We start from the raw sequence: 20,308 nt of genomic DNA on the forward strand, positions 1-20,308 counted from the left end.
TATCCCCCGCCGGGAAACCCCGGCGGAGGCGATTTTTACCTGGCGATTTTCACGTCCGGCAGGCTGCCGGTCAGACCGTTATAGATATCCGGCTTAAAGCCGCTGACCCTGGCGCTGCTGGCGGAGAGGATCTGGCGGTAGCCGAGGAAGATAACCGGCGGGTCTTCCGCCAGCACTTTGTACAGCTGGTGGTAAATCGGTTTGCGCTGATTCACGTCGAGCACTGCGTTACCTGCGTTAATCAGCTTATCGACCTGCGGATTGTGATAGCCGGACTCTTTCGCCTCGCTGCTGTAGAAGTCCCATACCCCGTCATGCGGGTCGTTCAGCGTGCTGGTGCTGAAAGAGGCCAGATCGTAGTTACCCGATTTTCGCTGGGCCATCAGGGCGTTGAAGTCCACCACCTGCGGCTTAAGCAGGACGCCAATCTGCTGCCAGTTCTCTTTGGCGATGGGGATCAGCGCATCGTTGAGCACCTTCTTGCTGACCAGCAGCGTCAGCTCCAGGCGCTTGCCGTCTTTCACCCGGATGCCGTCCGGTCCGGGCTTCCAGCCCGCCTCATCAAGCAGCTTTTTCGCCTGTGCCGGGTCGTATTTATACGGGTTAACGCCTTCCGCATTGTAGGCCCAGGAGATGGGGGCGATGGGCTCAATGGCCACCTTGCCGTAGCCCTGATACACCACGTCAATCAGCTTCTGCCGGTCGAGGCCGTAAATCAGCGCCTGGCGCACTTTGACATCCTGCAGCGCCGGGCGACGAACGTTGAATTCAACCTGGCTGTAGTCGCTGGAGCCGTAGAGGTTGATGTTGGCGAAGCCGAGCATTTTCAGCTGTTCGATATCGTCCGGACGCGAGGTAAAGGCGTCATAATCGGTTTCGCCGGTCTGGAACAGCTGGAAGTTGGTGGACGGATTGGTGACGCGATAGATAAAGCGCGGCGTCGGCGGCGTACCGCGATAGTAATGGCTGTTGGCGTGGAAGCGAATCTCCTGGCCCGGGAGATATTTGTCGTAGACGTAAGGGCCGTTGCCCAGCGGTTTGCCGTGCAGCGTGCGCAGATAGTCGAGCTGCCCGCGCTGATATCCCTTGCCGTACCAGGCTTTGGACAGCACCGGGCCGCCGATTTTGGCCAGCGTCGTGGCGCCCGGTTCGCTGGTGGTCACCTGCAGCGTCAGCGGATCGATGACCTTCAGGCCGCTAACGCTGTCGGCCGTACCGGCCTTATATTCAGCGCCGCCGGCAATATTGGCGAGCGTAATGTCAGTATCGCCGTCGTATTTGGGGTCCAGCAGCACGGTCAGCGTAAAGGCCACGTCTTCGGCGGTGAGCGGCGAGCCGTCGCTGAAGGTCAGATTGGGACGCAGCTTGATGGTGTAGACCTTGTTATCGGCGCTGACGGTCCAGCTTTCGGCCAGCCCCGGCACCAGATTACCGTGGCTGTCCCAGTCAATCAGCCGTGAAAAGATGACGTTGGTGACGTTTTCATCCCAGCCGTTAACGAAGAAGTAGGGGTTAAAGATGCCCTGCGGCTCGGAAATGCCGGCGACCACGGTGTCTTTACGCAGTTTGGCGGCCGCCGGGATCTGGCTGGCATCGGTGGCCGGGGTGATCCCTTCCTGTAAAATATCATCCGCAGTGGCGACAGAAGAAAATGCCACCGCGCTGCTAATGAGCGCGATTTTCAGAGCTAGCGAGAATCGCGAACGTTTGGTTTTTAATCCGGGCAGTAATCTGGACAAAAGTGCTCCCTCATCAAATGATTGCGCTTAAATTTACAATTCATGACGAAAGATAAGAGCCGCACCTCCGGCTGTCTAACAACGAAAGGCTATGGTTTATAGCGAATTAGAATTAGCAATAATGCAGAATTAAAATGCCGGATTTGTGCTAAGGAGTAGTGGTTTCCACCATTTCCTCCGTGCCGAGGGTGAAGCGGTCCGCCACCCAGCCGTGCTGGTGCAGCGCGCCGGGCTCCAGCGGCTGCGCCAGGCGAACCCGAATCTGGCCGATCGTCCGCCCCTGAATATGTTCGCAGCTGCTGGAGAGCAGGCTGGCCTGGTCCCCGAGCAGGCCGGCGATATGCTGTAAATTCGGCTCCCGTCCGCTGCTGCCGTCAAAATGGAGCGTCACCACCTGGCGACCGGCGACCGGCGCCTCCGGCTCGCCGGGACGCGCGTGGTGCAGCGTCCCGGTCATGCTGCGGGTAACCTCGTGCTGCGGGTTGCCAAAAATCTGCCACACTTCGCCCTGTTCAATAATTTTTCCCTGTTCGAGCACCGCCACCCGATCGCACAGCGTACGAATCACGTCCATCTCGTGGGTGATAAGGATAATGGTCAGGCCGAGGCGCTGGTTTATCTCTCTCAGCAGCGCCAGCACGGCGTAGGTATTCTCCGGGTCGAGCGCCGAGGTCGCCTCATCGCACAGCAGGATTTCCGGCTGAGTGACCAGCGCGCGGGCAATACCGGTACGCTGTTTCTGCCCGCCGGAGAGCCTGGCCGGCCAGCTGTCGCGCAGGGCGCTGAGGCCGACCAGCTCAAGCATTTCATCGACCCGCCGCCGCCTTTCGTCCCGGGGAACGCCGGCCATTTTTAGCGGCAGTTCGACGTTCTGCGCCACCGTCTTCGTCGACATCAGATTGAAATGCTGAAAGATCATCGCCACCCGGCGGCGCAGATCCCGCAGCTGGGCGGGTAAATAGCGCCGGGTAGGCTCGCCGTGAATAATGATTTCGCCGCTGTCGGCGCTTTCCAGGCGGTTAAACAGGCGCAGCAGGGTGGATTTCCCGGCGCCGCTGCGCCCGATAATGCCGAAGATTTCGCCCTGATGAATCGTCAGGTTGATATCCTGCAGCGCCCGAACGCCGTTGGGATAGGCTTTACCGATGTGGGTTAACTCAATATGCGGTACTGCGGTGAGCGCATTGGTCACGGTATTCTCCTCCGTTAGCCAGCAAATGGCGGCAGCGGTAGCGCTGCCGGGTCAATTTCAGCGGTCAGAAACCGGGCACAATTTTGCCCTTATAGCGGGTCAGGATGAAATTGCGTACCGCCTCGGAGTGCAGGGCTTTCGCCAGCTTCTGGATCCCCGGATCGTTGATGTTGTCGGGGCGGGCCACCAGGTACTCGACGTAAAGATCGCTGCCTTTTTCCACCAGCAGCGCTTTGTCGGTATCAATTCCAGCCTCCAGCGCATAGTTGGCAAAGATAAACGCCAGGTCGACCTGATTCACCGCCCGAGCCAGCATCGCCCCCTCCAGCTCGCGAATTTTGAAACGGTGCGGATTGCTGACGATATCCCGGGTGGCCGACTGCGGGTCCTGCGGGTTTTTCAGGGTGATGAGCCCCGCGTTGCTGAGCATCACCAGCGCGCGGCCGGTATTGACCGGATCGTTGGGGATGGCGATGGTGGCGCCGTCCGGTACCTCTTTAATGGATTTGTATTTGCTGGAGTAGGCGCCAAACGGTTCGATATGGACGCCCACCACCGGCACCAGATTGGTGTGCCGCGTCTGATTGTAGTTATCGAGGAACGGCCGGTACTGGTAGTAGTTGGCGTCGAGATTTTTTTCCGCCAGCTGCTGGTTAGGCTGAATAAAGTCGTTGAAGACTTTGATTTTTAAATCGACCCCTTCTTTCGCCAGCACCGGTTTGACGAATTCGAGGATCTCCGCGTGCGGGACCGGCGTGGCGCCGACGGTCAGCGTTTCGTTGGCGGCGGCCGATAAAGAGAACAGGGATAGCAGCCCGGCGGCAATAAGCGTTTTTTTCATGATCTTTTCCTTTAATTTTTGCGCGACGGATGCCCGTCAACCGGCTGTGGCAGCGGGAAGAGGGCGGGCATCCTTTATTTACGGCTTATCGACCGCACGAGGCGGTCGCCGCTCATTTGTAATATCTGCACCAGGGCAATCAGCAGTAGTACGGTGACGACCATAACGTCGGTCTGAAAGCGCTGATAGCCAAAACGGATCGCCAGGTCTCCGAGGCCGCCGCCGCCAATTACGCCCGCCATCGAGGTGTAGTCCACCAGCAAAATGGCGGTGACGGTAACGGCGGCAACCAGCCCCGAGCGCGACTCGGGCAGCAGGGTGTGCCAGATCAGCTGCCAGGTGTTGCCGCCCATCGACCAGCTGGCCTCTACCAGCCCGTGATCCACTTCGCGCAGCGCCGTTTCGACCAGCCGGGCGAAGAAGGGCGCGCAGCCGACGACCAGCGGCGGAATGGTGCCCTGCACCCCCAGCGAGGTGCCGGTGATGAAGGTGGTGACCGGGATCATCACGATCAGCAAAATGATAAACGGCAGCGAGCGCAGCACGTTGACGCACAGCGACAGCAGGCGGTAAAGCCGCGGGGCGTGCAGCAGCCGAGGCTGGCCGGTCAGGTAGAGAACGATCCCCAGCGGCAGGCCAATCAGGACGGTAAAGCCCAGCGACCAGCCCAGCATCGTCAGGGTATCGATAGCGGCCTGCGCCACGTCGTTCCAGTCGATTTCGGCAAAAAATTCCAGCACCGTCGCCACCTTAGTTCCAGTCGTGGCGCTGTGGGCGAACGCCGTTCAGCACCCAGTTGCCCAGCAGCTGATACTTCCAGCGCACCGGGTCGTGCAGGGTATGGACGCGGGCGTTGCGCCAGTGGCGATCGAGGTTGTTGCTGCTGCTGGTGGCTCGGGTGCCGCTGAGCTCGAACAGGCGGCTGGCGGCCTCCAGCGCCACTTCGGTGGTGAACACCTTCGCGCGGGCGACGGCAACCGAAGCCAGCGCCACGTTCTCCTCGTTCAGCGCGTTGCGGTAGCGATCGAGGGTTTTCCCCGCCTGCTCCAGCAGCGCCTCGGCGGCGGCCAGCCGGCTGTCGATCTGCCCGATATGGTAGATGGTGAGCGGGTCGTCGCTGGCGCGCTCTACCCCGGCGTCAATCCACGGCCGGGCGAACTCGCGCACGAAAGCCACCGTGTCGTTCAGGGCCGCCCGGGCGATGCCGGCATCGATGGCGGCGGTGGTGAGCTGCGCGAAGGGCCCGGCGAGAGTTGGGGTGGCGTAGGATTGCCACGTCGGAAACAGATGGAACGGCTGGACCGCCAGATCCTCGGCCAGCACCGTCCCGCTGGCGGTGTTGCGCTGGCCGAGGCAGGCCCAGTCGTCGACCACGGTCAGACCTGCGCTGTCGCGAGGGACAAACGCCAGCTGTGCTTTGTCGTCGGCATCTAACGCCAAAATGCCGATCCAGTGGGCGTAGAGGGAGCCGGTGCAGTAGCCTTTGCGGCCGTTGATATACAGACCCTCCGCGCGGGCTTCAAGCCGGGTGCGGATATCGAGAACCGTTTTACCCCCGGTTTCTGAGAGGGCGTTGGCAAAGCGGTGCCCCTGCAGGACGAGGTTAAAAAAGAAGGCGCGCTGCTCATCGCTGCCCTGCAGGCGAATATCCTCCAGCAGGCAGTAGTGGTTCTGCGGAATTTGCCCCAGCGACGGGTCGGCGGCGGAGATAATGGCGATAACCTGAGCCAGCGTGGCGGCTGAGACTTCGGCTCCGCCCCAGCGGCGCGGTACCGTAATGCCCCATAGCCCGCTATTGGAAAAGGTATCGACGATCTCGGGTGGCACAATGCCGCTACGGTCGCGCTCGGCGGCGCCGGGCTGCAGCACCAGCGCTATCTCATGGGCGATGGCCACCGCTTCTTCATCGCTGCTGATGACGTGCGCTTGCGGTGCGTAACGCGTGTAACTAACCGGCTGTGTGCTTTCTGGCATGCTGATTCCATCCTGATTAACGAAGTTCTATATGCAAAAAATAGATAACTAAATAATCTATAATTCCAATGAGTTATATAATCATTAGCAAAGGCTGTGCCAGAAAATTAAATTTTTATTTGATTTATAATCAATGAGTTAGGTTTTTGTGTCTGCAGAGAAGATGCTGCAAATGCAGCTGCGCTGAATGGGGGCTGCTGCATTTGCGACAGCCGGCTTGCTGAAATCTTCGTTATATAGTTTGATATATAACGAAAATAACGATGCAGGGGATCTGAAGTGAAGCTATTTATGTTCTATGTTGGCGGCAATGCGGGAAAATCGAATATTGAAGTGCACGATATTCAGTTTGTGGCGGCGGAAAAACCCGAGGATGCCTGGCCCGCTCTGCGCGCGGCGTGGTTTGGTGATGCCGATAAAATTCATATCGATGGCTACAGTCAGATTACCTGGGCTGATGGCTACGACGTGGTATTAGCGAAGCAGCCCCCGGCGGCCGACGTCAGGTTGTTCTTTGTTAATGCCGGAGGCTATCGGCCGGATACGCTGGCGGAGCTGCACGAGTTTGATCTTTTCGTGGCGCAGGGGCCGCGCGAGGCGAAGGAGAAGGCGCTGCGCACGCTGCTGCGGGGCGTGGATCAGCAGCATAAAGATAATCTCAAAGAGGTTGATGACTGCCTGCTGCTGGATAAGGTGGGCGACTGGTATCTGCACCTGACGCCCAACGCGGCGGGAACGGCGGCGAAACCTGAATGGCAGGGCTACCAGCCGATCGGGCGCTAGCCCCGCGCCGAAGCCGCTGAGGGGCGTCAGCGGGCGGAATGGCGTTTCAGGGCTGCGGCCGCCATAGCGCATCCGGATCGGCAAAGCCCGCTTCCACCGCGGCGAAGAAGCGGCTGGCGTGCAGGCCGTCAACGAAGGCGTGGTTGAACTTACCCGCGACCGGTATTACGCCGTTTTTCAGTTTGCCCCAGGTGAGGGCGGGCACCGCGGCGCCGACGTAATATTCGGCATGGGTTATGGCGCTGAAATGCAGCCACGGCAGGCAGCTGGCGCAGAAGAAGTGCTCCCCGTTGACGATAAGCGGCGCCGGATCGGTGGTTTTTGCCGCCTCAATGTTCGGCGTTGCCGCCTGGCTGAAGGCGGAAAAATCGGCGGCGCCGTCGCACCACACCTGGCGAAACCCCTCCTGAGCGGTCATCACCGGCGTCATCACTGCTATCTCATCGTATTCAATAATCTCGTCGCCCAGCATCCGCTGTTTGAGCTCAGGAATAGCGTTGGCCGCCCGCAGCAGGGCGTAGAGCGCCAGCTGGAAAAAGGAGACCTGCCGGTCTTTGGCGCATTCGTACAGCCGTTGCGCTTCAAGCGGTACGCAGAGGTTAAAGCTGGGGTTGGCAAACGTGCGATAAAATTCGAAATGCTCCCGGCGATGCCAGGTTTCTCTGTCGATAACGTGGTAGGCGGGCACGGCGCGCTCCTGGTTGGTTCGGATGTCAGAGACGACTATGCGACGATTTCAATCAGATTGCCATCGGGGTCTTTGATCACCGCCTCATAGTAGCCGTCGCCGGTGGTGCGCGGCGGAGAGACCAAAATACCCTGCGCGTCGGCGCGCTGCGCCAGTAAATCGACTTTTTCTGCGCCGCCTACCGCAATGGCCAGATGCACCCAGCCGGTGTGGTTATTATCCGGCGTACCTGCGCTGAGCCCCGGTTTGGTCATCAGCTCAATGGCAATATTGTCGCCGATCTTCACAAAGTAGGAGGCAAAGCCGTGATTAGTCTGGCTGCAGTACTTATCGTTAATGTCGCCCGCAAAGAAGTCGACCCAGAAGCGGGCCTGCTGCTCAAGCTGACGGGTCCAAAGCGCGATATGGGCTACTTTCATCGTGAATATCTCCTGACGGCGTGTTGACAGAGGGAGAGCAGATGCATGATCATGCTCACTAATGCTCGATTATATTAATGTAAGGATTTAATGTGCTCGATTATGCGGCATTCCCTCAACAGCGACAAGCGCTTATTTGCCAGATTCTGCAGGAGAACGGCAGGGTGGTATGCGCCGAACTGGCGACCAGACTGAACGTTTCAGAGCATACAATTCGCCGTGATTTACATGAGCTTAGCAAAGGAGGGTTTTGCAAAAAGGTCTACGGCGGTGCGGTGATGAATCTGCCGGAGGCCGGAGACTATAGCGAACGCAAAGATAAAAATACGGCAACAAAAATCAGGATCGCGCAACAATGCGCAAGGCTGGTGAAGCCCGGCGGCTGTATTTTTATCGATACCGGAACCACCAACCTGGCGATGGCCGAGGCCCTACCCGCCGAGCTGGCGCTGACGGTGGTCACCAACTCGCCGGAAATCGCCGCCGTGTTGCTAAAAAAACCGCTGTATGACGTGGTGATCCTCGGCGGGCAGATACAGCGGGCATCCGGGGGATGCGTCGGCACCTCGGCGGTTGCGCAGCTGCAGGGCATTCTGTTTGATCAGGGGTTTATCGGCGGCTGCGCGATGGCGCCGGAGTCCGGCCTGACGGGATTTGACTACGCGGACTGCGAATTTAAGAAAGCGGTGATCGGGCAGTGTAGCGAAATTATCGTCGGCCTGACGTCTGACAAAATCCCGGCAGTGGCCCGTTTTGTGGTGGTTGAAAGCAGCGCTATCGATGTGCTGGTGGTGGAAGAGAACGTCAGCCGCGAGTATAGCGCCACGTTTCGCGAGCACGACATCCGCATCTATACGGTGTAATCCCCGGCCGGCGTATGCTGAAACCTGCGCTTCCTTTCCCTGGCGGCGACAAATTCTCGACGATCTCGTTGCCCGGGCAGGGCGTTTACGCCGCTACCCGGGAAAACGGTCTGACTTAACCCATCGCGCTTTCGCGCAGGCGGGCTTTTAGCCTGCTGTACTCATCGATCACGTACTGCTCGGCGGCCCGCTGGTCGGCAATACGCTCAACGTTAACCGCGCAGTACTTGTACTCCGGCGTTTTGGTTATCGGGCTCAGGTTCTCGGTCACCAGCTCGTTGCAGGCGCCAATCCACCACTGGTAGGTCATATACACCGCCCCTTTATTCGGCCGCTCGTTGACCTGCGCGCGGGTGATGATGCGCCCCTTACGCGAGTTCACCCACACCAGCGCCTGATCCTCGATGCCCAGACGCGCGGCGTCGGCGGTATTGATTTGCGCGTAGCCCGGCTCGTCCGCCAGCGCGGCCAGCGCCGCACAGTTACCGGTCATCGAACGGCACGAGTAGTGGCCGACTTCGCGCACCGTGGAGAGCACCATCGGGTACTCCTCGGTAAGCTTGTCGATCGGCGCAACCCAGTCGCAGGTGTAGAACTGCGCCAGCCCGTTGGGGGTATCGAACCGCTCTTTAAACAGATAAGAGGTCCCCTGGTCGGCGGCGGATTCGTCGCGGCACGGCCACATGATGTAGCCCAGCTCGCCCATCTTCTCGTAGGTGGCGCCGTAAAAGTTCGGACACAGATGGCGCAGCTCGTCCCAGATCTCCTGGGTGTTGCGGTAGCGCATCGGGTAGCCCATCCGGGTGGCGATCTCGCTGATAATCTGCCAGTCGGTTTTCAGATCCCACTTCGGCTCCACCGCCTTAAAGAAGCGCTGGAAGCCGCGGTCCGCGGCGGTATAAACGCCTTCATGCTCGCCCCACGAGGTGGAGGGCAGGATGACGTCCGCCGCCGCCGCGGTTTTGGTCATGAAAATATCCTGCACGATAACCAGCTCAAGCTCTGCAAAGGCTTTGCGCACCGCCGAGAGTTCGGCATCGGTCTGCAGCGGATCTTCGCCCATAATATAGGCCGCCCGCACTTCGCCGTGGGCCGCCCGGTGCGGCAGCTCGCTGATGCGGTAGCCGGTGTGCGCCGGCAGGCTCTCCACGCCCCAGGCTTTGGCGAACTTCTCCCGGTTTTCCGGGAACTTAACGTACTGATAGCCCGGATAGGTATCCGGCAGGGCGCCCATATCGCAGGCGCCCTGGACGTTGTTCTGCCCGCGCACCGGGTTCACTCCGACGCCCGGCCTGCCGAGGTTGCCGGTCATGATCGCCAGGCTGGTCAGCGAGCGCACGGTTTCCACGCCCTGATAGAACTGGGTGACGCCCATGCCCCACAGGATGGCGGCGGATTTGGCGCCGGCGTACATCCGGGCGCAGGCGCGGATCTCCCGGGCGCTGACGCCGGCTATCTCTTCCACCGACTCCGGCGTATAGCCTTCAACGATTTTACGGTACTCCTCGAAGCCCTCGGTACGGCTGGCGACGAAGGATTTATCGTAGAGATCCTCTTCGATAATGACGTGGCCGATGGCGTTGAGCAGCGCGATGTTGGAGCCGTTTTTCAGCGCAATATGCATATCGGCAATGCGCGCGGTTTCAATTTTGCGCGGATCGCAGACGATAATCTTCGCCCCGTTGCGTTTGGCGTTAATCACGTGATTCGCCACGATGGGGTGTGAGTCGGCCGGGTTGTAGCCGAAGATAAAGACGAGATCGGTGTTATCAATCTCGGTGATGGCATTGCTCATAGCGCCGTTACCGACCGACTGGTGCAGACCTGCAACCGAAGGGCCGTGTCAGACGCGAGCGCAGCAGTCGACGTTATTGGTACCAATAACGGCGCGGGCGAATTTTTGCATCACATAGTTGGTTTCATTCCCGGTTCCGCGGGAGGAGCCGGTGGTCTGGATGGCATCCGGGCCGTACTTCTCTTTAATCGCGCTGAGGCGGGTGGCGACGTAGTCGAGGGCCTCGTCCCAGGAGACGGATTCCAGCCTGCCGCCGCGCTGGCGGCGGATCATCGGAGTTTTCAGGCGCGGGGTGAGAATTTGGGTATCGTTAATAAAGTCCCAGCCGTAGTAGCCCTTCAGGCACAGGGTTCCCTGGTTGTTTTTCCCCATCGCCGGCTCGGCGCGGATAATATTCCCCGCTTCAGTCACCAGCCCTATTTTGCAGCCGGCGGCGCAGTACGGGCATACGGTCATCACCATTTTCATTGGGATAAGACTCCTTTAATCATGCGGCAGCGATGTCGCGATTAAAAAAACAAAAAAAAACCAAACCGGCTGCTGATAGCGAGATCGATCGCCGCTTGTATAACCGGAAGGCTCATCAGCAGCAGCAGGGTCGCGGCGAGGGTCAGGCGAAGTAGCATGGTGGTTTCTCCTGAAAAAGAGGGTGCTTATTCGCAACATGAAGCACGGCAGCGGGGGAGCCCGATGCCGCTCTGGTTAGCGCTATTCCTCATGCTGCTGCTTTTTAACCTTGCGCATTAATAGCCACATGCGCACCGTGCGCGGCGCACGCTGCGCCCCCTGGGCTTCCGGCACCAGACCGGTGTGCTTGTTGTAGCCGTTGAAAAACAGGTTCAGGGTGACGGCGCTAAACGTGGCCAGCATGATCCCGCTGTGCAGCAGCGGCTGCAGTACCTCGGGGAATTTAGAGAAAAACTGCGTCGACAGCGTTGGCGTCAGGCCGACGCCAAGGCTGATGGCGACGATATAGAGGTTGTAGCGATTGGTGGAGTAGTTGATGCGCGCGAGAATGCGTATCCCCGTTGCCAGCACCATGCCGAACATGACCAGCCCCGCACCGCCCAGCACGAACTGCGGAATAGAGGCCACCAGCACCGCCATCTTCGGCACCATGCCAAATATAATCAGAATGGCGCCAGATGCGACGCAGACCCAGCGGCTATGGACGCGGGTGACGCTGACCAGGCCAACGTTCTGCGAAAAGGAGGTGTGCGGAAAGCTATTAAACAGCCCGCCAAACAGGGTACCGATGCCGTCAACGCGCAGGCCGCGAATGATATCCTGCGGCGTCAGCTTGCGGCCGACAATTTCGCCAAGCGCCAGAAACATCCCCATTGATTCAATGAAAACGATGATCATGACGGCGGTCATCGTGATGATTGATATCGGATCGAAGACGGGCGTACCTAAGGCCAGCGGAGTGACCACGGCGAACCAGTGGGCGTCATGCAGGCCGTTGAGGTTAACCTCGTTCATCATCATCGACAGGCCGAAGCCGAAAACGATGCCTAACAGTACGGCGACGTTAGACATAAAGCCTTTGGCAAAGCGGGTGACCAGCAGAATAAACAGCAGTACGGCAAACGAAATGCCCAGATAGATGGGGCTGCCATACTCCGGATTACCTTTCCCTCCTGCCGCCCAGTCGATCCCGACCTGCATAATGCTCAGGCCGATGGACGTGATGACGACTCCGGTGACCAGCGGGGGAAAAAGCGGCATCAGTCGTCCGATCAGCGGCGCCAGCAGGGTGGTAATGATCCCGGCCGCAATCGTCGCGCCGAAAATACCCATCAGTCCGGTATCGGGATGCATGCCGATGGCCAGCATCGGCGTCACGGCGGCGAAGGTTACCGACATAATGACCGGCAGACGAATGCCCATAAAACGCCCGACGCCGATACACTGCAGCAGGGTTACGACGCCGCAGCAAAACAGATCGGAGCTGATCAGCAGCGCGACCGTTTCTTTGCTTAGCCCCAGCCGGTCTCCAATCATTAAAGGGACGGCGACGGCGCCGGCATACATAACCAGAACGTGTTGCAAACCAAGAACGACCAGCTTCCCCGGGGATAAGACGCGATCCACCTCATCAATTGTGTGGGGGCTACCAGTGACCGATGGTGGTTGAGAATCAATGGCGCTCATAATGTATTTCTCCTTAATATCCAACGGCGGGCTCAGGAGCCAACCGGGAGGGGGGTGAATAGAGAGAGTGCAAAGCTCGCTATTACCTATGCTTAGGCAGTGCCAGTTTTTCTTCCTGCAGGCAAAATAATGTTGAAATGAGTCAACTATCACAGAAAGAGACGATAACGGCGGCGAGCGGCGGGAGAAAAAACGGCGGAGAGAAAATAGCGTCTCATAATGAGAGGGATATAATCATTCTGACTCACAATATGATTCTGAGGCGCGTCTGACTGATATTTATTAGCGTTGAAGGGGATATTTTTTTGAGGCTGCTCGCAAAAATAAGTTTGCCCTGATTGAGAATGTAAAAAGCGCCTGATTATTGCATCGCGACCCTTTGTCAATTTCAGAATAATAAAAAGGGAAGCCAATGAACCGATTTATTGTTGCCGATGCCGCGAGCTGTATTGGCTGCCATGTTTGCGAAGTGGCCTGTGCTATCGCCCACAGCGAGGATTGCTGGCCGCAGCGGCGTCATGATTTCCTGCCGCGCATTCACCTCGTCTCTGATCGTGACGCCAGCCGCGTGACCACCTGCCGTCACTGCAACGATGCCCCCTGCGTGACCTCCTGCCCGACTCAGGCGCTCTGTTTCGCCAACGACAGTATCCAGCTGAAGCAGGCGAAGTGTATTGGCTGTAAAAACTGCGCAATTGCCTGTCCTTTTGGCGCCATCGAGATGGTGGCCGTCGGAGAGGATGCGCCGCAGCTGGCGCAGAAATGCGATCTTTGTCAGCAGCATCCGTCGGGTCTGCAGGCCTGCGTCGCCAGCTGCCCGACGCAGGCGCTGCGGCTGATGGATGAGGCCGGGCTCAGCCGCCTGCGCCGGGAAAGACAAATTCGCGCCGCCCAGGGGCAACCGGTACAGGTGCGGCGCAGCGACCGTCGCGCGGCATTCCTCAGCAAACCGCCTCGGGTGGGCGCGACGAAGATCGCCGCCGAGGAGCGCAAAGCGCATTTCGAGGAGATCTATCACCGACTCGGCGCCTGCGATGCCGAATATGAGAGCGATCGCTGTCTCTACTGCGCGCAGAAAGCGTGGTGCAACTGGACCTGTCCGCTGCATAACGCCATCCCGGATTTTATTCGGTTAGTGAATGAAGGAAAGATTATTGAGGCCGCAGAGCTGTGCCACCAAAGCAGCTCATTGCCGGAAATCTGCGGCCGGGTCTGCCCGCAGGACCGGCTATGCGAAGGCGCCTGTACCATGAAGGAGCGGGGCGGGGCGGTGACGATCGGCAACCTTGAGCGCTATATCACCGATAGCGCGCTGGCGATGGGCTGGCGGCCGCAGACCGGGGACGTCAGCCCTCGCGAGGAGCGGGTGGCGGTGATTGGCGCCGGGCCGGCAGGCCTGGGCTGCGCCGATATCCTGGCGCGCGCGGGGGTGCAGGTCGACGTTTTCGACAGGCATCCGGAAATCGGCGGCCTGCTCACCTTCGGTATTCCGCCGTTTAAGCTGGATAAGAGCGTGCTGGCGGTGAGAAGAGAGATTTTCAGCGCCATGGGCATTCAGTTCCATCTTAACCACGACGTGGGGCGCGACGTGGCGTTCGCCGACCTGCTGGCCGGCTACGATGCGGTATTCCTCGGCGTCGGCACCTATGGCCTGATGGCCGCCGGTCTGGAGGGGGAAGATGCGCCCGGGGTGATTCAGGCGCTGCCGTTTCTGATCGCCAGCACCCGCGAAGTGATGGGACTCGAGGCGACCGAAGAGTATCCGCTGACCGAAATTCAAGGTAAGCACGTTGTGGTCCTCGGCGGCGGCGATACGGCGATGGATTGTCTGCGCACCGCCGTTCGACGCGGCGCGGCGAGCGTGACCTGCGCCTATCGCCGGGATGAGCCAAGCATGCCGGGTTCGAAAAAAGAGGTGCTGAACGCCAGGGAAGAGGGCGTGGAGTTCCGGTTTAACGTGCAGCCGCAGCGGATCCTTCGCGGCCGTAAAGGGGCGGTGCGCGCGGTGAGTATGATCCGCACCGAAATGGGCGCACCGGGGCCGGACGGGCGACGTCGCCCGCGGCCGGTTGCCGGTTCTGAATTTGAGCTGACGGCCGACGTGCTGGTGATGGCGTTTGGCTTCCAGGCGCACGATATGCCCTGGCTGCGCGGTCACGGGGTCCAGCTCGACCGCTGGGGGCAAATTGGCACGGGCGGAGAGGGCCGGGCCAGCACGCAAACCAGCAATGATAAAGTTTTTGCCGGCGGCGATGCGGTACACGGTGCCGATCTGGTGGTGACCGCAATGGCCGCCGGACGCCAGGCTGCGAATGAAATGTTGGCCCTCTTTGCGGATCAAAAGGGGGGGATATGACCCGATTTATCCTGGCCAGCGCGCAGGCCTGTATCGGCTGTCGGACCTGCGAAGTCGCCTGCGCGCTGGAGCATTCCACATCCGCGGCCATGTTTCAGCCGCGTCTGAAGGTCCAGCGTCTCGATAGCCTCAGCGTCCCGATTATGTGCCACCAGTGTGAAAACGCCCCCTGCGTCTCGGCCTGTCCGGTGGCGGCGCTGACCATCGGCGAGGCGCGGGTTGAGGCGGATGCGTCGCGCTGCATCAGCTGCCAGAGCTGCGCGGTGGTTTGCCCATTTGGGGCCATCACCGTTGAGAGCGCTGCCGCGCATCCGCCGCTGATTATCAAATGCGATCTGTGCGCAGAACGCGAGCGCGGCCCCGCCTGCGTGGAGGTTTGCCCCACGGCGGCACTCAGCATCATGACCCCCGAGCGGCTGGCGGCGCTGCTAAAACAGCGTAAAGAGGCCGCCGGCGCGTCGGGGATATAGCGGCTTGCCAAACGATTCCCGCCCCGAAGGGTGAGGAGCAGCTTTCATGCGGGCCAGCAGGGGGGTATTCCGTTCACCGGACGCTTTGCAGAACATGCGGTGTCGGTCTCGGTGCCAGGTGACCGGGTTAAGGGGAAGATAACCGTCTGCCCCTTAACAATCCCCGCGGTCCCGCACGGAAATCGGTGCTGCGCACTGCTCTCACCTCCCGGCCTGCAGCCTGCGCTCGGCCCAACTCGACCTGCTCGCCCGTTCCGGGGCTCGCTCCTGTCTCGATTCGCCTCTTGCCGCCATCCCTGGCGGCCAGCCCTTGTCTTCCGGCCTTCGGTTCGCCGATTTCAGCGGGGAGCCAGGGCCCCGCTGCACGCCTTTTCGCTACGGGACGCGCGTCGTCGCGGTTGAGTCAGGCAGCAAGCGGTGCACTCGCGGAGCAGGTAAAAAAGCCGGTCAGCTGCTCTGCTGACCGGCTTGAGACCTCGTGGAATAACCCGCTCCGATGCATGCCGGCGCCGCCTTAAGGCAGCGCGTCCATCCGCGCCCACATTTTCACCGCCGCCTTCCGCGCCTCGGCAAAGAGCGGTTCGTGATCGAAGGTAAACTGTCGGTTCTCGTAAATCATCTCCCCGTTGACCATCACGCTATGGACGTGATGACTGCCGAGACCAAAGGCGATATGCCCGGCGATATTTTCGGCCATCAGCGGCGTTGGCGCAGGGTAGTCGCAAATCGTCAGGTCGGCTTTATATCCCGCCTCAAGGCGGCCAAAGCGGGCGTTAAAGTTGCGGCTGAGCAGCTCGTTGCCGTTGCTTAAGGCACGGGCAAAACCGTCCGGCCACAGCGACCCGCCGGCGTCACGGTGCTTAAAGAAGGCAAACTTGAGCTCTTCGAACATATCAGATCCCAGGCCGTCGGTGCCCAGCGCCAGGTTGCGGAAGTCGACCAGCCGCTGGTTATAGCCGACGTGGTTGTTCATATTGGAGCGCGCGTTATGCACCAGGAACCCATCCTGAGAATTGAGGATCTCAATATCTTGATCGGAGAGATACAGGCCGTGGGCAACCAGCGTCCTGCGGTCAATCAGGTTAAACTCCGCCAGCCTGACCAGCAGGTCTTTTGCGTAGCGATGATGGCTGTGGCTGACATCGTAGCGGTCCTCCGCCGCATGGATATGCAGGCCGCGGCCGGTGGCGCTCAGCGCCTCGCTGAGCATCGCCAGCCCCTCATCCGGCACCGTAAAGGGCGCGTGGGCGCCAATATGCGCTTCAACCAGGTAGGGTTCGCGACCCTGTTTTCGCGCCAGGTCGATTTCGCGGGCAAAGCGAATGTTCTCCTCGACGCCGGCCCGCAGTTCTTTAATCCCGCCGTTGCGATCGGTGGTTTCAAAACAGGTCATTCCCCGCAGGCCGATCCGCAGGAAGGCGTTGCGCAGCTGGCTGAGCGATCCGGCGATATAGTTGGGCGAAGCATGGTGGTCAATCACCGCGGTACAGCCGCTGCGCACGGCTTCCATAGCGCAAATCAGCCCGCTGTAATAGAGGGATTCTTCATCCAGCGCGCGGTCGAGCCGCCACCACATATTTTTCAGCGTCGAGATAAAGTTAGGGCTAGGCGCAATATTGGCCTGAATCCCTCGCGACAGGCCGGAATAGAAGTGGTTATGCGAACACACTATCCCCGGCATCACCAGACGACCGTGCATCTCTTTGACCGTGGCCTGCGGATAGCGCTGAGCGAGACCCGGGGCAATAGCGAGAATTTCGCCGTTTTCGATCGCAATATCGACGCTTTCCGTGACCTTCGCCGGATAGAGCTGCGCGGCGGTGGCATTTTTCAGAATTAAGATACTCATACTTCGACGCCTCCCAGCAGGTAGCGGTGGTTAAGATGAACATGGCTAATGATGCGGCAAAGATCGGCAACGGTAGGGGGAACGTCAGCGATATGGCCGCTATCGTCGATTTTTAGCAGCCAGGTTTGTTCGTTTTGCCGTACGTGGACGCTGTCGTCCTCTACGAAGAAGCCGGGGTTGCTGCTGTTGGCGAAATCCTGCGCCAGGCTAAAGACGGTAATTTTGTCTTTGTAGGGCTTGCCCTGCCAGGGGCAGAACTGCGCGCAGTTGCCGCATTCGTTGCAGTATGCGTCGAGATGCAGCGTCTGATAGCGGTTCTGGAACCCCGGCACGGCAATAGAGACGTTGGCGCGGTTTGGGCACACGTCCACGCATTTGCTGCACACGTAGTTGCACTCCAGGCAGCGGGTCGCTTCCTGAGCAACGAACGCCTCGCGGTCATCGCTGGCCACCTCCGCGACGGCGATTGTCCCTTTGCGCTGGTAAATGTCCGCCGGATCGACGTTATTCCACTGCTTATGCTGATAGCGGGTGGCAATGTTTTCTCGCGCCAGAATAGCATCCGCTGCCCGACGGGCGTTGCCGATAGCCGAGACGATGGATGACGGGCCGCGCTGGACGTCGCCGATAAGAAAGACGCCCGGCAGCGCGGTTTCGCCGCTGAGATCGACCGCCGGCCAGCCGCTGCCGTCCAGCGGAATGCCCATCGCCGCCAGCGCCTCAACGTCCTGCTGTTCGCCGATGGCGGCGATCGCCGTGTCCGCCCGTAGGGTGCGGGTTTGGTTGGTTGCCAGCGGGCGACGGCGGCCCTGTTCATCGGCGTCGCCGAGCTGCATCACCCGGACGGTCAGCGTTCCGTCGGCGTAGAACTGCTCAGGATTACTCAGAAACTCGAACGACACGCCGTCACGCAGCGCCTCTTCATACTCTTCGCGCCATGCCGGCATCTCCTGCTGCGAACGGCGGTAGACGATGGTGACTTTTTCCACGCCCGGCACCCGCATCGCGGCGCGCGCGCAGTCCATGGCGGTATTGCCCGCGCCGATAATCACCACCTGCTTGCCGAGCTGGAGGGCGTCACCGCGATTATATTCGCGTAAGAACTGCAGCGATTTGCGCACGTTAGGGTTATCACCGCCGAGGCTTACGCCGCTGTTTTTGTCGGTACCGGTGCCGACCAGCACGTAGCGGTAGCCCTCGCGGCGAAGTTTCTCCACCGTCAGCAGCGGATCGCAGCCGTAGACGATATTAACGCCGTGCTCGATCACGAAGTCGATATCGTGCTGGATAAGCTCGGCGGGGATGCGGAACTGAGGAATGATATTGCGCACCACGCCGCCCGCGTTGGCCTCGCGCTCAAACAGGGTCACCGGGTGTCCGGCGCGGGCCAGAAAGTAGCCTGCGGCAAGCCCCGCCGGGCCCGCCCCGATCACCGCCACCGGGTTCATCGCACCGGAACCGGCCGGTTTGTGCCAGCGCCGCTGATACTCTTCCCAGCCTTTCTCGAGCGCGATTTTCTTCAGTTCGCGAATATTGAGCGAACTGTCGTAGTCAAGGCGGGTACAGTTATGCTGGCACTGATGATCGCAAATATGGCCGGTAATGGCCGGCAGCGCGTTACGCTGATAGATAAGCTCAAGGGCGTCGGCATAGCGCTGCTCGCCCAGCAGGCGAATATACTCGGGAATATCCTGCTTAATCGCGCAGGCGCTCACGCACGGCGCGACGTAGCAGTCGGTGAGCGGCAGCGGCTCTGCGACCACAATGCGGTCCTGAGGTTTCCAGTGCTTCTGGGTGTACTCCATGCTGATGGCCTTTTCGGCCAGCGCGCTGAGGCGCCCGACGTCCACCTGCTGCAGCTCCCAGCCGTTGGCCTGTTCCAGCTCGCGCATGCAGGCGCTTAGCCGCAGATAGCCGCCCGGTTTTAGCAGGTCGGTGGCCATAGTAATTGGGCGGATCCCGGTTTCAAATATCTCGCGGATTGTCAGCTGACTGGCGCCGCCGGAGTAGGAAATAGGCAGCCTGCCGTTAAATTCGCGCGACAGCAGGGCGGCGACGTTGATGGCGAGGGGGAAGAGCGCCCGTCCGGACATATACATCTCATCGCCGGGCAAAGCGCCTTTGCGATTGATCGTCCCGAGGGTGTTGGTCAGCTTGACGCCGAAACCTAGCGCTTTTTCTTTCGCCAGCGCCATCAGGCGATGAAGCATCTCCAGCGCCTGACCGATTTTCAGGTCGTGATCGAAGGATTCTTCACTGAGGCCGATATAGCTAAAGCCGCAGGTATCGAGGATTTCACGCACTCGCGGATAGCCAAGCAGCGTCGGATTGAGCTTCACGAAGGTATTAAGCCCTTTCTCTTCCAGCATATAGCGGCAGATGGCCTCAATTTCATCAGGCGGACAGCCGTGCATGGTCGAGAGCGTGACGCCGCTAACCAGCCTGCCCGGGACCCGCTGGGCCAGCGTCGCCAGCTGCGGACGAATGTCCTCAAGCTGATTGCCGACCACAAAGCGGTCGCTATGCGTCCAGCGGTAAAGCGTATCGCGATACTGCGCGAATTTCGGATGAGATCCGGCATCCATCATATTGTCGATAAACTGCTGCATCGGCGGCTGCTTAATGCCGTCGAGGTTATAGCCGACGCTCATATTAAAAATAAACGACTTGCCGGATTTTGACGGCGTGAACGGGAATATCTCTTCCAGCAGATGGAGGATAAACCAGGCCTTCAGATATTCATCCCAGGCTTTGAGCAGCGTAAATTCGGTGGACCATTCGGTGTTAAAACACTCATCTTCGGCGTCAATGCAGGGCTTTTCCAGCTCAAGACGGTCGAGTATCTGCACGGTTTTCAGCTCAATAAACCTTCCGCCGGTGAGCCATGAGGTGATGATATTTTGCGCCAGCTGGGTGTGCGGCCCGGCGGCGGGGCCGATGGGCGTGGCGCAGCTCTCGCCAAATACGCTCACTCGTCTGGATGTCACCGGGATATAAAACTGTTGTTCCGGGATACCAAAAATTGAACGGTGGTGCTGATACTCATCAAAAATACGCGTCAAAAGTTCCTCAAACGGGACGGGACGCATAATATCACCCATAACCCTCTCCTTAGATTCATTTATGAGATCAACGTTGCCGGTACGGGCTCGTTATTTTTAAGGCTGCCGCTTTGCGAGCGACGG

General features: G+C 59.7%; 15 protein-coding genes. 4 read left to right on the forward strand and 11 right to left on the reverse strand.

What is annotated here, in order from left to right; translation table 11 throughout:
• Window positions 1-35: 35 nt before the first annotated feature.
• From QFI97_RS13605 to QFI97_RS13625, 5 genes are all read right to left on the reverse strand, one after another.
• A complete protein-coding gene (locus tag QFI97_RS13605) occupies window positions 36-1,739 on the reverse strand; it encodes an ABC transporter substrate-binding protein (protein ID WP_346431367.1) in 1,704 nt (567 codons plus the stop codon).
• 148 nt (window positions 1,740-1,887) lie between these two features.
• A complete protein-coding gene (locus tag QFI97_RS13610) occupies window positions 1,888-2,931 on the reverse strand; it encodes a methionine ABC transporter ATP-binding protein (protein ID WP_346431368.1) in 1,044 nt (347 codons plus the stop codon).
• A gap of 64 nt (window positions 2,932-2,995) precedes the next feature.
• Window positions 2,996-3,772: a MetQ/NlpA family ABC transporter substrate-binding protein gene (locus QFI97_RS13615; RefSeq protein ID WP_346431369.1), complete on the reverse strand. Its 777-nt coding sequence runs from the start codon at window positions 3,770-3,772 to the stop codon at window positions 2,996-2,998.
• Window positions 3,773-3,846: 74 nt separating this feature from the next.
• Complete coding sequence (locus tag QFI97_RS13620; protein WP_370525577.1) at window positions 3,847-4,512, reverse strand: methionine ABC transporter permease; 666 nt, start codon at window positions 4,510-4,512, stop codon at window positions 3,847-3,849.
• 10 nt (window positions 4,513-4,522) lie between these two features.
• Entirely contained in the window at window positions 4,523-5,746 is a 1,224-nt protein-coding gene (locus QFI97_RS13625; protein ID WP_095102242.1) for an SfnB family sulfur acquisition oxidoreductase, read from the reverse strand.
• 279 nt (window positions 5,747-6,025) lie between these two features.
• On the opposite strand from QFI97_RS13625, the gene QFI97_RS13630 reads away from it, so the two are divergent.
• The gene (locus tag QFI97_RS13630) at window positions 6,026-6,529 is read left to right on the forward strand and encodes a DUF1543 domain-containing protein (protein WP_346431370.1); all 504 of its coding nucleotides are present in this window, start codon (window positions 6,026-6,028) and stop codon (window positions 6,527-6,529) included.
• Between the two features lie 46 nt (window positions 6,530-6,575).
• On the opposite strand, the gene QFI97_RS13635 is transcribed toward QFI97_RS13630, so the two are convergent.
• Window positions 6,576-7,217, reverse strand: coding sequence for a CatA-like O-acetyltransferase, family 1 (locus tag QFI97_RS13635; protein WP_346431371.1), 642 nt, complete (start codon window positions 7,215-7,217; stop codon window positions 6,576-6,578).
• Window positions 7,218-7,252: 35 nt separating this feature from the next.
• A complete protein-coding gene (locus tag QFI97_RS13640) occupies window positions 7,253-7,636 on the reverse strand; it encodes a VOC family protein (RefSeq protein WP_331850355.1) in 384 nt (127 codons plus the stop codon).
• A gap of 92 nt (window positions 7,637-7,728) precedes the next feature.
• On the opposite strand from QFI97_RS13640, the gene QFI97_RS13645 reads away from it, so the two are divergent.
• The gene (locus QFI97_RS13645; protein ID WP_095102250.1) at window positions 7,729-8,499 is read left to right on the forward strand and encodes a DeoR/GlpR family DNA-binding transcription regulator; all 771 of its coding nucleotides are present in this window, start codon (window positions 7,729-7,731) and stop codon (window positions 8,497-8,499) included.
• Window positions 8,500-8,614: 115 nt separating this feature from the next.
• Here QFI97_RS13645 and fdhF read toward each other — a convergent pair whose 3' ends face one another.
• The gene (fdhF, locus tag QFI97_RS13650; protein ID WP_346431372.1) at window positions 8,615-10,762 is read right to left on the reverse strand and encodes a formate dehydrogenase subunit alpha; all 2,148 of its coding nucleotides are present in this window, start codon (window positions 10,760-10,762) and stop codon (window positions 8,615-8,617) included.
• A 240-nt stretch (window positions 10,763-11,002) separates the two neighbouring features.
• Window positions 11,003-12,448: a nucleobase:cation symporter-2 family protein gene (locus tag QFI97_RS13655; RefSeq protein WP_095102995.1), complete on the reverse strand. Its 1,446-nt coding sequence runs from the start codon at window positions 12,446-12,448 to the stop codon at window positions 11,003-11,005.
• 412 nt (window positions 12,449-12,860) lie between these two features.
• Between QFI97_RS13655 and ygfT the strand changes: the two genes are divergently transcribed.
• Both ygfT and QFI97_RS13665 read left to right on the forward strand, forming a co-directional pair.
• Window positions 12,861-14,804, forward strand: a complete 1,944-nt coding sequence (gene ygfT, locus QFI97_RS13660; RefSeq protein WP_346431373.1) for a formate-dependent uric acid utilization protein YgfT — start codon at window positions 12,861-12,863, stop codon at window positions 14,802-14,804.
• On the forward strand, window positions 14,801-15,274 hold the full coding sequence (locus tag QFI97_RS13665; protein WP_346431374.1) for a 4Fe-4S dicluster domain-containing protein: 474 nt from the start codon (window positions 14,801-14,803) through the stop codon (window positions 15,272-15,274). The genes ygfT and QFI97_RS13665 overlap by 4 nt, the downstream gene beginning before the upstream one ends.
• Window positions 15,275-15,788: 514 nt before the next feature.
• Here the strand turns inward: QFI97_RS13665 and ssnA are convergent.
• Both ssnA and ygfK read right to left on the reverse strand, forming a co-directional pair.
• Window positions 15,789-17,123 carry a putative aminohydrolase SsnA gene (gene ssnA, locus QFI97_RS13670; RefSeq protein WP_346431375.1) on the reverse strand — a complete coding sequence of 445 codons (1,335 nt, stop codon included), beginning with the start codon at window positions 17,121-17,123 and terminating at the stop codon, window positions 15,789-15,791.
• Complete coding sequence (ygfK, locus tag QFI97_RS13675; RefSeq protein ID WP_346431376.1) at window positions 17,120-20,224, reverse strand: putative selenate reductase subunit YgfK; 3,105 nt, start codon at window positions 20,222-20,224, stop codon at window positions 17,120-17,122. The genes ssnA and ygfK overlap by 4 nt, the downstream gene beginning before the upstream one ends.
• Window positions 20,225-20,308 lie beyond the last annotated feature (84 nt).

This window comes from Klebsiella scottii (genome assembly GCF_036561945.1).
GTDB classification, from domain to species: domain Bacteria; phylum Pseudomonadota; class Gammaproteobacteria; order Enterobacterales; family Enterobacteriaceae; genus Klebsiella; species Klebsiella scottii.